9 protein-coding genes are annotated in these 12,497 nt (G+C 55.4%); 6 read left to right on the top strand and 3 right to left on the bottom strand.

Annotated features, from left to right (window positions below):
* The first annotated feature begins 19 nt into the window (after positions 1-19).
* The 6 genes from coaD (at position 20) to NB063_RS21205 (ending at position 7,483) form a co-directional block, all read left to right on the top strand.
* Entirely contained in the window at positions 20-556 is a 537-nt protein-coding gene (gene coaD / locus NB063_RS21230; RefSeq protein ID WP_250931172.1) for a pantetheine-phosphate adenylyltransferase, read from the top strand.
* A gap of 93 nt (positions 557-649) precedes the next feature.
* Complete coding sequence (gene pepF / locus NB063_RS21225; protein ID WP_250930770.1) at positions 650-2,461, top strand: oligoendopeptidase F; 1,812 nt, start codon at positions 650-652, stop codon at positions 2,459-2,461.
* A gap of 826 nt (positions 2,462-3,287) precedes the next feature.
* Positions 3,288-3,533 carry a hypothetical protein gene (locus tag NB063_RS21220; protein ID WP_250930769.1) on the top strand — a complete coding sequence of 82 codons (246 nt, stop codon included), beginning with the start codon at positions 3,288-3,290 and terminating at the stop codon, positions 3,531-3,533.
* Positions 3,534-3,607: 74 nt separating this feature from the next.
* Complete coding sequence (locus NB063_RS21215) at positions 3,608-4,819, top strand: DUF1559 domain-containing protein (RefSeq protein ID WP_250930768.1); 1,212 nt, start codon at positions 3,608-3,610, stop codon at positions 4,817-4,819.
* Between the two features lie 399 nt (positions 4,820-5,218).
* Positions 5,219-6,874, top strand: coding sequence for an arylsulfatase (locus NB063_RS21210; RefSeq protein ID WP_250930767.1), 1,656 nt, complete (start codon positions 5,219-5,221; stop codon positions 6,872-6,874).
* Positions 6,875-7,054: 180 nt separating this feature from the next.
* Positions 7,055-7,483 carry a hypothetical protein gene (locus tag NB063_RS21205; RefSeq protein ID WP_250930766.1) on the top strand — a complete coding sequence of 143 codons (429 nt, stop codon included), beginning with the start codon at positions 7,055-7,057 and terminating at the stop codon, positions 7,481-7,483.
* 70 nt (positions 7,484-7,553) lie between these two features.
* On the opposite strand, the gene NB063_RS21200 is transcribed toward NB063_RS21205, so the two are convergent.
* From NB063_RS21200 to NB063_RS21190, 3 genes are read right to left on the bottom strand one after another with little or no spacing between them, the layout of a single operon-like run.
* Entirely contained in the window at positions 7,554-8,759 is a 1,206-nt protein-coding gene (locus tag NB063_RS21200; RefSeq protein ID WP_250930765.1) for a VWA domain-containing protein, read from the bottom strand.
* On the bottom strand, positions 8,734-11,160 hold the full coding sequence (locus tag NB063_RS21195) for a DUF5682 family protein (RefSeq protein ID WP_250930764.1): 2,427 nt from the start codon (positions 11,158-11,160) through the stop codon (positions 8,734-8,736). Before NB063_RS21195 ends, NB063_RS21200 begins: the two co-directional genes overlap by 26 nt.
* A complete protein-coding gene (locus tag NB063_RS21190) occupies positions 11,153-12,310 on the bottom strand; it encodes an AAA family ATPase (protein ID WP_250930763.1) in 1,158 nt (385 codons plus the stop codon). Before NB063_RS21190 ends, NB063_RS21195 begins: the two co-directional genes overlap by 8 nt.
* Between the last annotated feature and the right edge of the window lie 187 nt (positions 12,311-12,497).

Below are 12,497 nucleotides of genomic sequence, written 5' to 3'. Positions count from 1 at the left end.
GCGTGAATCCACGAACGACGTGCGCCCCGGCGAAAAAACCGTTGGCTCGGACGGGCTCTCTCATCGAACGGCGGTCTACACCGGATCGTTCGACCCGATCACGTCGGGACATTTACATATCATCGAGCGAGCCTCCAAAATCTTCGACTCGCTCACCGTCGGAATCGGTATCAACGCCGACAAGCGGCCATTGTTCGACATCGACGAACGAGTCGAATTGGTGTCGATGGTCACCCGCGATTTGCCCAACGTCCGCGTGAAAACGTTCGATACGCTCGCCGTCGACTTTGTTCGATCTCTTGGTGCCGGTGTGATGGTTCGCGGTATCCGCCCGCTGACCGACATTGCGGGTGAATTCACAATGTTGATGGCCAACCGCCAACTCGATCCCGCAATCGAGACAGTGTTCCTGATGGCGGACGAACGGTTTGCTCACGTGAGCAGTTCGTTGTTGAAGCAAATCGCGATGATCAGCGATGACGATGCTCATCTGGCGAAGTTCGTTCCTCAAGAAATCGTGACTGCGATTCGCCAAAAGATGCGAATCCCAAACTAACGTTCGCCATTTTCTACTTTCGATTCACTAACCACTCACGAATGTCGCTCAGCTCTCAACTGAGCCCAACCCTCTTTTCAATGGATTGCAACGATGACCGCGACTACCGCCACGACCAAACTGCCTCTACGAAGCGAAGTGCCCGCCACAGATTGCTGGGACCTGTCGAGCCTCTATGAAACCGAAGAAGGTTGGCAAGCAGACTTCGACAAAGTCGCCAGCCAAATCGATCGGTTCGAAACCTATCAAGGCCGGTTAGGTGAAAGCGTCGACACGCTGCTTGAGTTCCTGACCTTTGACCTTGAAATTGACCGGCTCGCCGAACGACTAGGAACGTACGCGTTCCTGCGAACAAGCGAAGACCAAGGCAACAGCGATCATCAAGCACGCAAGCTCCGGTTTCAAAACCTCGTCATGAAAGCGTCGCAGGCGGCCAGCTTCGTGCGACCCGAACTGCTCGCCATCGACGCCGACAAGATGGACGCGTTTTTAGCTGATCCCAAACTCGCCGATTTCAAATTGCAACTCGAACGGATCGTGCGTTATCGGCCGCATACCCTCACCGATCGCGAAGAGCGGCTGCTCGCCATGCAGGGCGAAATGTCCGGCGCCGCAGGAAACGCCTTTCGCCAACTCAACGATGCCGACTTGAAGTTTGGTGACCTCACCGACGAACACGGACGAACGATCGAACTCTCGCACGCGACGTTCAGCCAATTCCTACAAAGCCCAAAACGGGAAGTCCGCAAAGCGGCGTTTGATCAATACTACGAAGTATTCGACAACCACCGAAACACACTCGCCGCGACCCTCGCCGGCAGCATCCAGCGGGACGTTTACTACGCCCGGGCTCGCAACTACGAAAGCAGTTTGGAAGCGTCGCTGTTCCCCGACAACATGCCGACGACGGTTTACGATAATTTGATTTCGGCGGTGCGAGATTCCTTGCCCGCCGTGCACCACTATCTCGACGTCCGCCGACGCAAGATGGGCCTGTCCGATCTTCACCACTACGACACCTACGTGCCGATCCTTTCGGACGTCAAGAAACATCACACCTGGGACCAAGCCGTCGAAGTAATCTTGGAATCACTCGCACCGCTTGGCAGCGAATATGTTGGCACGCTCGAAAGCGGATTGCGGGGCCGTTGGTCGGATCGATATCCCAACCGGGGTAAACAAAGCGGCGCGTTCAGCTGTGGATCGTTCGATGGCGACCCGTTCATCCTGATGAACTTCAAAGAAGAAGTTCTCAACGACGTCTTTACGCTCGCCCACGAAGCGGGACACTCGATGCACAGTTGGTATTCGGCATCGCATCAACCGTTCCAATACTATAACTACACGATCTTTGTCGCCGAAGTCGCCAGCACCTTCAACGAACAATTGTTGACCGCGCACCTGCTTGAGCGGGCGACCGATGACACCGAGCGCGCTTACCTGATCAACAACGAACTCGACGGATTGCGAGCCACCGTCGTTCGTCAAACCATGTTCGCCGAATTCGAAAAACGCACACATGAGATGGCCGAAGCAGGAGAGCCGTTGACGGTCGCCTCCTTACGGGCAACTTATCGCGAACTACTCGACGCGTATTTCGGACCCGATTTCGTTGTCGACGAAGCGTTGGAACTCGAGTGTTTCCGGATCCCGCACTTCTACCGTGCGTTTTATGTTTACAAGTATGCAACCGGTCTAAGTGCCGCTGTCGCGCTAAGCCGCAGGGTACTCGGTGGCGGCGAAGCGGAACTGAATGATTACCTCAATTTCCTTCGCGGCGGGTGCAGCCAAGATCCTCTTGATCTCCTCAAGGGAGCGGGCGTGGACATGACCCAACCACAAGCGGTCAAAACAACACTCGATCACTTCGCCGACCTCACCAAACAACTCGACGAGTTGATCTAAAGCCTATCGGCGAAGTAGATCTCGATATCAGTCGCGGCTTGTTGAACGTATCAGCCGCACCGCGTCAGTGGCGGTTGTCGAACCAACAACCCAGGTGAACACGTCGCATTGCGAAAGATGGCCGAGCCACTGAATTCCGCTGACCGAGCTTGTTTCCCACATGCTGGCTGTTGCCATTTTCCCGGCACTCGAAGTTGTGCCGTTTTGCAAACGTTTCGGTTCATAGGAACCGGAAAACAGACCGGCTCCCCTCGTGGCATTTCGTGGAGAGGTCCTTGGCTTGTTCCAAATCTCGCCGCTAAGCCACACCTCTTTTCACCGGCTTTTCTTTCCCTTGGGACGTCGATTGTATTGCTGAAGGATTTCAAATCTAGCGAAATGGCGCGAGCCGTCTGGCGACTCCGGACCGGACGGCTTGCGCCGTTCCGCTAAAAAAGGCACTAAAACAATCAACGTTCCTGGGAAAAAGGAGCCGCCTTGAAAACCGCGCGACCTCGATCATCTGACGCGTAGTCGCACACCACGTTCAGGTGTCGCTCGGACATTGGGGGATCGTCGGTCGATCCGAATCGTGGGAGTGAGACACGCGTATGGCAAGCTGCTCATCGCGTCGCTACGACAGGAATCTGAAGCGTCACTGGACGCGTGTTAATGACCTTTTGGCACTTTTGTGCGGTTTTCGGTCTCCTTTTGTTAAGGTTATTAGGTTTCCGATAAGTCAGAGTTAGGGGGTTCAAAACTTACCGTCTCCTTCGGTTTCGTTTTTTCGGCTTGTTCATCCGTGAGTGGTTTCTCCCACACACTCCCGTTTTCCAAAAAGGCAAAAATGAAAAAGTTCCCCCGAAGACATGAATCGATTTTTGTTGCGTTACTGGTCCTCAGCGTTGTTGGCTGCGGAGGATCCGGTGCCAGCACGTCACCGGATAAAGGCGAGTTGGAGCGTTTTCTCGATTCGAATCCTGACCTCCGAGACAATGACATGACGGTTCTTGATGAGGATCCGAGCGCGGGCGTCTCGAATGCTGACATTGAAGCTGAACTACGAGAACTCGGTGACCCAGGTAGCGAATGATTTATTCGCAGAACGAAGCCCACTCTTATTACTCACGTGAGTGATTTTTTTCATTTCTATACGAAGGCTTGACCATGAAAAAACATTGTCGAAGCACAGGTTTTACTCTTGTCGAATTGTTGGTCGTCATCGCGATCATTGGTGTACTGGTTGGATTGCTGTTACCAGCCGTTCAAGCGGCGCGCGAGGCTGCTCGTCGAATGAGTTGCAGTAACAATTTCAAACAGCTTGGGCTGAGTATTCACAATTATCACTCTGCTTATCATCAACTTCCGGTGCATATGGGTGGTACAACTGCGAGCCCGTCAGGTGGCGCCCCGCTGTTAAACCCAGGACACAATCGACTCGAACTAAGTGCCTTGGTCGGCTTGACGCCATTTCTTGAGCAACAAGCGCTTTGGGAACAAATTTCGAATCCCTACCGCGCACCGGGTATGACGGCTAGCTTTTCTCCGATGGGTCCGAACCCTCGAATGACGCTCAACAATCACAACACCGGTGCCTTAGGACCTTACGCGCCATGGTTAACGAACATCCCGTCATTGCGATGTCCGAGTGATCCCGGCGTCGGACTCCCTAGCCAGGGCCGTACCAATTACGTGGTTTGCTTAGGCGATTCCGCGCGCCGCAGCCATTCAGGTGCCCACAATGATACTGGCGGCACGAACGATACCGCCCAAATCGAGACTCGCGCCTCGCAGCGGGGAGTGTTTGTACCGCGTCAAAAAACGAAATTTCGTGATATCCTCGACGGCCTCGCGAATACGATCTGCATGGGTGAAATTTGCACTGACCTGGGAGATCAAGACAAACGAACTCACGCGTCCGAGCGAGCCATTTTGACTTACATTACCTTTCGAACGCTTTGGTGCGAACGTGACAATTTGCAAGCAGATCGTCCTCAATTCTGGGCCACAAGGATGCGCGGTAACGCGGAAGAAAAACGAGGCTATAAGTGGGCTTATGGCCGGATCTTCTTCAGCGGCATGAATACCGTGTTGCCGCCCAACCGAGGCGTCTGCATGAATCGTGGCGGAAACGCAGTTCACTATGAAGGCATCTGCCCTCCTAGCAGTCGCCATCAGGGCGGGTGCCATGTATTGATGACCGATGGCGCGGTGAAGTTCATTACCGATTCTATCGAAGCAGGTAATAGCGCCAGCGGGCACGTGGGTATTCATGGATCGCGGACGGACCTTGAGACGCCAGGTAGCCAAAGCCCGTTCGGCTTGTGGGGGGCGTTGGGATCTCGTGCCTCCAAAGAAATCATCGACGAGGACTTCTAGCAACGACGCTAACCAGGACGAATTGATGAATCTTGATTAGCGGGTTCCTATTAAGCCTCGGTTCGATGTTGGAACCGTGGCAAACGGGCTGGTGCTCTACTCACCCGATGCGTCAGCGAGAAATCATCACGATCCACTCGCTAACGCATCGTGCCACAACGCCTCGATCATTTGCACTCACTTGATTTTGGCAATGGCGCACCTAACCCGAGAGCCCGCATATCCGGTCGTCTTTGCAACGCCGCAAGACGAATCATGAGTTTGATGTAAAAAGTGAATTGCATGTCCCTTCCAAATTTGCGAGACGATGTGCACCACGGAGGCATGCGATTCGAGCGTCGGCTAAAATGACGATAGCCGTCAATGATTCCCACTCGATCTCTTACTCGGATTGACAACATGAAGTCCACGTCCGTCATCGCGTCCGTGTTTGTAACGGTGATTGCCTTTGGTCCTGTTGCCGTTGCGGCGTCTCCGCCGAGCGATTCGCCTCCCAATATCGTGATCATTCTCGCTGATGACATGGGGTTCTCAGATCTCGGCTGCTACGGCGGCGAGATCAAAACTCCGAATCTTGACTCGCTCGCCAACCAGGGCCTGCGATTCACACAGTTTTACAACACCGCTCGCTGTTGGCCGACCCGCGGCGCCTTGTTGTCCGGCTACTACGCTCAACAGATTCATCGCGATGCGCTGCCGGGTCTCGGTGGTGGTGGTCAAGGCGTGCGGCAAAGCTGGGCGAAGCTATTGCCCGATTATCTACAACCGGCTGGCTATCGCAGCTATCACAGCGGCAAATGGCACATCGACGGAAAAGTACTCGACGCTGGTTTCGATCGCTCGTTGGATATGCGAAACCAAGGCAGCTTTTTCACCTCGAAAGGCAACTCGATTGATGACGTTCCGGTGAAAGCTCCGACGGATGAAGAAGGTTACTACGCAACCATCGCGACCGCTGACCACGCGATCAGTTGTTTGCAGGAGCACGCCGAGAACCATGCCGACAAGCCTTTCTTTCACTACGTCGCCTTCATCGCCCCGCATTTCCCCTTGCACGCGCTCCCCGAAGACATCGCCAAGTACCAAGACGCTTATCGCGACGGCTGGGACGCGATGCGGGCGACTCGATTTGCGAGACAGAAAGAACTCGGGATCACGACAACGACACTCTCACCCCTCGAACGCGATCTCGGTCCGCCTTATGCATTTCCGGATGCGATGCAAAAGCTCGGACCCGACGAAGTCAATCGTCCCTTACCCTGGAACGAATTGAACGAGTCGCAGCAACAATTCCAAGCGACCAAGATGGCAATTCACGCCGCGATGGTCGATCGCATGGACCAAGAGATTGGTCGTATCATCGATCAACTCAAATCGATGAACGCGTTTGACAATACGTTGATTCTTTTTGCGTCTGACAACGGTGCCAGCGCCGAAATCATGGTTCGACACGGTGGTCATGACCCGAGCGCCGCACCGGGCAGCGCCGCCACCTATCTGTGTCTTGGCCCAGGGTTTTCAAGTGCTTGCAATACACCCCACCGTCGCCACAAAACTTGGGTGCATGAGGGTGGCATTAGCACTCCGCTGATTGCCCATTGGCCGCGAGGGATTCAGTCTGCCAATGAGTTACGTCATACGCCGGCACACGTCATCGACATCGTTCCCACCGTGTTGGAAATCGTTGGAATCGAGAAGCACACGCACTTGGGCGGCGAGGAAATACCAGACCTACCCGGCAAGAGCCTCACGCCGGCATTCGCGACGGATCAAACGATCCGGCGAGACAGTCTGTGGTGGCTGCACGACGGCAACCGTGCGATACGCGTTGGTGACTGGAAACTGGTCGCTGCCGAAGGAGATCCTTGGGAGCTATACGACCTAACGTCGGATCGCGCCGAGCAGGACAACCTTGCGCCGCGCATGCCCGAGAAAGTCAAACAACTCGAACAGGTTTGGCAGCAGCAGACCGACAGCTTTATCCAACTTGCCAAACAAACCTTAGCCGACCAACCCAAACGCCGCCGCGCGGCCGCAAAATCGAGCAACAAGTAATTGCCGCTCGGCGACGGGCAAACCACAGTGAGTCGTCCTGCGTCGCGAAGAGACCAATTTTTGACATTTTGTTTTTTTGAATCTCAAGTGCTCTTTGCGTTTTGATATCGGATCTGATATTTCCCTGCGCAGAGGCACTTCGCCTTCAAAAATTTCGTCAAGTTTCGATAGGAAACAAAAATGTCGAAGAACACTGTTGCACCTAAAAACGCAGCACCAAAGAGCCCTGCCACAAAGGCTCCCAAAGCCAAGACAACACCGGCTGCGAAGACAGCCACCATGTCCAAGGCAACCACCACCTCCAAGGCTAACGCGGTAGTGAAAGCCCCGAAGGTGAAAGCGGAATCCGGCAAAGCGAAGACTACGACCGCCAAGACTACGACCGCCAAGACTACGACCGCCAAGACTACGACCGCCAAGACTACGACCGCCAAGACTACGACCGCGAAGACTACGACCGCGAAGAAAGGTGCTGTCACCAAGACAACTCCAACCGCGGCCAAGACTCCGGCAACTGCCAAAAAGCAAACCAAGGTTGAGAAGCCGACCGTCGCTAAAGAAGTTAAGGCGACCCGATCGACGACCAAAACAACCCGCAAAGCCGCCTAAGTCTCGGCAGAGCAAACTCAAAAGCCATCGCTTCGCTCACGTGACGCGATGGTTTTTTCATGTCCTCACGTCAGTCTTTGGCAGTCAATCGACTCGCGAGACTCGACAGGTCGTCACCTCGTAGGGCACCGGCAACAAGTTCCGGCATGCGATCGGGCGTGCAGCCAAAACAGGGGATACCAAGACCGGCGAGCTTTTTCGCAAGGCTCTCGTCGTAACTCGGAATTCCCGAGTCCGATAACGCGAGCAAGCATAAGACTTTGACACCCGAACCGACCATCTCGCTAAGTCGACGGACGAGTTGGGATTGGTTCCCGCCTTCGTACAGATCCGTCAGCAAGATAAACAAAGTCTCTCGAGGCGACTCGATGAATTGTTCGCAGTAAGCAACCGATTTATTAATATCGGTACCGCCTCCGAGCTGCACACCGAACAACATATCAACGGGATCGTCACCGCATTGCTCGGTTAAATCGACGACTTCGGTATCGAACGCGATCACGTGGGTTTTGAGTGCCGGTAAACTCGCGAAAATTGATCCGACGACGGCGCCGTACACAACCGAATCGGCCATCGATCCGCTTTGATCCATGTCGACGATCACGGTCCAACTTTGTCGTCGCTGCGCTCGCGAGAAAAAGTAGACTCGCTCGGGGATCAGTTTGCCGAGCTGCGGATTGTAGTTTTTGAGATTGCGTCCGATCGTCCACTTCCAATCGATCGAATCGGCATGAGGGATCGGGGAGTGTTCGCCGCGATTGAGTGCTCCGGTGACGGCTCGGCGTATTTTGTTTTCGAGTTCCAATTTGATTTTTTCGACGACCGCGCGGACGACCATCCGCGCGGTCTCTTTCGTACGCTCGGGGATCTGTCCTCGCAGTGACATCAGTGTTCCAACCAACTGCACGTTTGGTTGGACGTTCTTGAGCATCTCGGGCTCAAACAACAGTTGCGTCAAGCCTTTCCGCTCGATCGCATCGGATTGAATGACCGACACGACGTCTTCGGTAAAATACGTGCGGACGTCACCGAGCCATTTGGCGAGCCGCGGTGACGATCCGCCGAGTCCCGCCGAACGTTGGCTGGTTGGTTCCTGTTCGGTTTCGTCGTAGATCGCCGCCAGCGCCTCGTCCATGGCGATCTGATCTTCCGATAGCGATGGGCAGGCACCGCCGCAAGCACGACCGAGTTCCTCGGCTGCGGATCGGCCGAGAACCAATCGCCAGCGACGGACCTGTTCTTCGATCTCGTTAGAATTCGTCGAAGTCGAACTCATTGAGCTCCTCCAATGTTTCCTGTTCGTCTTCGGTGAGTTCGGCCTGCATCAATTCCGTTGCGATCTCGGCACCGATGCCCCAGTGTTCGCCGAGGTTTTCCGCAATCGTTCTTTTTTCGCTTGCACTAAAACTTCCAAACGCACGCCGTAGAAAAACGACGCTGCGGCGAAACTGTTCCTCGTCGAGCAACGAGATGTATTCGGTCAACTGCGACCACATCGCTTGGCGAGCCAACAGCGCATAACGATTACGGCCTGCCAGACCTTCAAACCATCCCGCACCGAGGTCCGCTGGAATGCCCGGCGAAAGCCGCCGCGACACTTCGCGAGACAACTCATCGTTGTCCATTTGGCCTCGCTCCAGCAGAATGGCACACGCGTAACCGGACAACAACGGATTGCGGTCATCACGCCGGGCGAGCTCTCGTAAACGATCGATCCACAACTCGTCATCGACGCGTTCGTCAAATTCCAGCGCGACGTTGTTGAGTTGGTCCATCGCTCTCATCATCTTTTGTGCCGCCGCGGTATCGCCGCCGGACGACGCAACTAGGCCCAACACCGATTGCACGAACAACTCGTCGACCAACGGTAACAGCGGTGATGTATCGAGTCGCCGCACGTCGCCGAACCGGATCGTTTGCATCAATTCATACGCGGCCGCGGCGGTTTCAACGACCGCGGACGTTGCCGTTGCGAGTTCTTGCAATTTGCCGCGGGCGGCCAACATCCCCGGCAACATCTCGCAGCGGCTGGCAACCTTCACGAGCGACGCAGCTCCGGCAACGCTCTGAGCATTGTCGATGTGTTGTTTGAGTTTGTACGCCGTGGCGAGCTCGACGGTTTCACCCATCAAAACCGATTCAACCAGTGCGATTTCGGCTTCGGGTGACCATTGCAATTGCCACGATTCGCCCCAGGTCGTTGAGGTCTGACGTGACTCTTGCCTCGTCGCGAAGGGTACTTCGAGCAGATCGAGTCGATGCAGGAACGTCGAACGGTTCAAATCCAGGAACGCCGATTCCTCCGTCTTGGCTCGACGATTTTCTCGCAAGTCCAGCGACAAATCCTGTTTTACCGTCGTACGGTACTTCTCCAATTTCAGCGACTGTAATTTCTGATTGAAATCGTCCTGGATCGACGTTTGGCTGACACCTTTGGGCAAAGTGCCGATCGCGGTCCCGACTTCGACGCGAGCCATCGGATCCGCCAAGACGCCTCGATCACCTTGGCCGATGATCGCGACAGCGGCATCTCGAAGATCTTCGAGCACCGGCGCCGAACCTTCTTTGAGCGAGGACAACGTGCGGCTAAGTCGTACCGATTCGATCACCTCCGCCGTGCTGCGATGCGTCCCCGATTTTCGAAGTTCCCGGACGATCCCGGTTAAGTAACGGGCTGCCAGAGCGTCGACGCCTCGGTCACCGGATGCAGCATCGAGGGAAGGCTTGTTTAGACAATCCCACAGGAGTTCGTAGTAAGCCGGCGCGTGATTGCCCGCACCATAACCCGACTGCGACGAGAGTTTGAAATAGGAATACGGCATCAATGTTCGCTTCGCGTCCAAACTCGGCAAGCTCGCGAGTTCCTCGTCCGTCATCGATGGATACTCATCGCCGAGCACACTGGCGTGAAACGCGCCGACGACGACAACGATCTTGTCAGGCGTGTGACCTTCGGCGATCGCCTCATCGATACAACGTCGCATGAACGACTCGCGGATCAGGTTTTCCGCGAGATCATGAGGTTGATCTTCACGAAGATCACGCAGTTGTTCGCCAAAGGTCATGGCCGCGTGACGATACGCGCCGGGCGTGTCGAGATGTTCGAACCGACGCTCCCAATAGGCTTCGTAATCTGATTCCCCTGCGGCGGACGCGATCCGCTCATAGACGCCCAGCGGCAAAGGAAGCGTCGTGGGTGCGGGTGCGGGTGCGGGTTCCGGCGTTTCGTCGATGTCGTCTGATTCGTCGCGAAGCTCCGGTGCACTTGATGGCACCATCTGTCGCTGTAGCGCCAGAAAGATGTTCGACGGCAAGTCGATGAATCTCGCGACCTTGTCATTGTCGTCTGCCCACTGGATCGCTCGGTACTCTGGACTATACCGGGCAAGCGGATAGACGAGCGTTCGAACGGGTACCGATTCGGTGTAGGCAAGAATCGCGATCGGCGGCTGCGTTTCTTTGCGGGTGATGTCGCCGATTAAATTCGTCGCGTCTGAGAGTCCTTCGATCAAAACGATGGAGGGTTGAATCTCGTCGAGCAACAAACACAAATCTCGAGCGGCCATCGGCGACAAGTGTCGAACACCGAAAACGTGCACGCCTTGACGCGATGCGGTGGACGCCCTCGATGCCGAAGCGGGCATGGATCGTGAGGATGCCGACTTGCGTTTAGCCATTGTGATCTTCGCAGGCGGTGTAGAGCGGCCGCCAAGCCGAGCCGCGTTTCTTGACGACGTTCTTCAGGTATTCGGCCCAGACGAGTTTGTCTTTTTCCTCATCGCGCACGATCGCGCCCTGCAGGCCGGCGGCAAGATCAGCGGGTGAGACGCTGCCATCGCCGAAATTGCCCGCCAGTGCCATGCTTCCCGTGAGCAGCGAAATTGCTTCGGCGGTCGACAACACTCCCGAGGGCGTTTTGACTTTGTTTTTCCCGTCAAGCGTTTGCCCTTCGCGAAGTTCACGAAAGATCGTAACGATCTGTTCGATGGCGTCCTCGCCGGGCATTTCGGACTGCAATGCCAAATCCGCTGACAACTCTTTGACGCGGTTGGTCACGATCTCGATTTCCGTTTCCATCTTTGCGGGAGTCGGCAGGACAACAATATTGAATCGTCGTTTGAGTGCCGCGGACATGTCATTGACACCACGGTCACGGGTATTGGCGGTCGCGATAACCGAGAACCCTTTCGCTGCTGCCAATTCGGTTGACAGTTCAGGAATCGAAAGTCGCTTTTCGCTTAGCAAGGAAATCATCGCGTCCTGGACTTCGGACGCACATCGGGTGATCTCTTCAAAACGTGCAAGGCTGCCCTGTTCCATTGCGCGGTAGATCGGACTTTTGATCAACGCTTCGTGACTGGGACCATGAGCGATCAGCATCGCGTAATTCCACGTGTAGCGGATCTGTTCTTCGGTCGTGCCCGCTGTCCCCTGGACCACCTTGGTACTGTCACCGTTGATGGCCGCCGCGAGATGCTCGCTCAACCAGGACTTGGCGGTACCGGGTTCGCCGATGAGAAGCAGGGCTCGATCGGTAACGAGTGTCGAGATGGCGATCTGCACCACGCGGTCGTTGCCTACATACTTGGGAAGAATCGTCCGCGAGCCGACTTTGCCACCCGTGATGTACGTCAGCACGCTCCGCGGTGACATCCGCCATCCGGCCGGACGAGGATTTTTATCCGCGGCGATCAATGCTTCGATTTCTTCGGCGAAGGCCACCTCAGCGGGTTGCCGCAACACCGATGAGTCATCCACCGTATTCGTGTTCTGTTTGTTCTTTGATTCAGACCCGGTCGACTTGGAGGCAGCTGACTTTTTGGCCATACGACGAAGGCTCGGCGATGAGGGGTGGGGACAGTCGGTAGAGAAACACGACCTGCAAACGAGACCCGCAATATACCAAACCCTTCATCGCCGCTGGTGGTGCGATCGCATCCCTAACCGCTGAACATCACTCACGAGGAGAATCAGTTGATCCTTACCCGGCATAGCTGGACAGTCACGAGTTTGA

Source organism: Aporhodopirellula aestuarii, from assembly GCF_023701485.1.
GTDB classification, from domain to species: domain Bacteria; phylum Planctomycetota; class Planctomycetia; order Pirellulales; family Pirellulaceae; genus Rhodopirellula; species Rhodopirellula aestuarii.
The sequence above is the reverse complement of the archived record's forward strand: the minus strand, read 5'-3'. Positions and strand labels throughout refer to the sequence as shown.

Excerpts from the sequence above, each read along its gene's own strand:
- pepF (WP_250930770.1), top strand. The coding sequence starts at position 650 with ATGACCGCGACTACCGCCACGACCAAACTGCCTCTACGAAGCGAAGTG.
- NB063_RS21220 (WP_250930769.1), top strand. The coding sequence starts at position 3,288 with ATGAAAAAGTTCCCCCGAAGACATGAATCGATTTTTGTTGCGTTACTG.
- NB063_RS21215 (WP_250930768.1), top strand. The coding sequence starts at position 3,608 with ATGAAAAAACATTGTCGAAGCACAGGTTTTACTCTTGTCGAATTGTTG.
- NB063_RS21210 (WP_250930767.1), top strand. The coding sequence starts at position 5,219 with ATGAAGTCCACGTCCGTCATCGCGTCCGTGTTTGTAACGGTGATTGCC.
- NB063_RS21205 (WP_250930766.1), top strand. The coding sequence starts at position 7,055 with ATGTCGAAGAACACTGTTGCACCTAAAAACGCAGCACCAAAGAGCCCT.
- NB063_RS21200 (WP_250930765.1), bottom strand. The coding sequence starts at position 8,759 with ATGAGTTCGACTTCGACGAATTCTAACGAGATCGAAGAACAGGTCCGT.
- NB063_RS21195 (WP_250930764.1), bottom strand. The coding sequence starts at position 11,160 with ATGGCTAAACGCAAGTCGGCATCCTCACGATCCATGCCCGCTTCGGCA.
- NB063_RS21190 (WP_250930763.1), bottom strand. The coding sequence starts at position 12,310 with ATGGCCAAAAAGTCAGCTGCCTCCAAGTCGACCGGGTCTGAATCAAAG.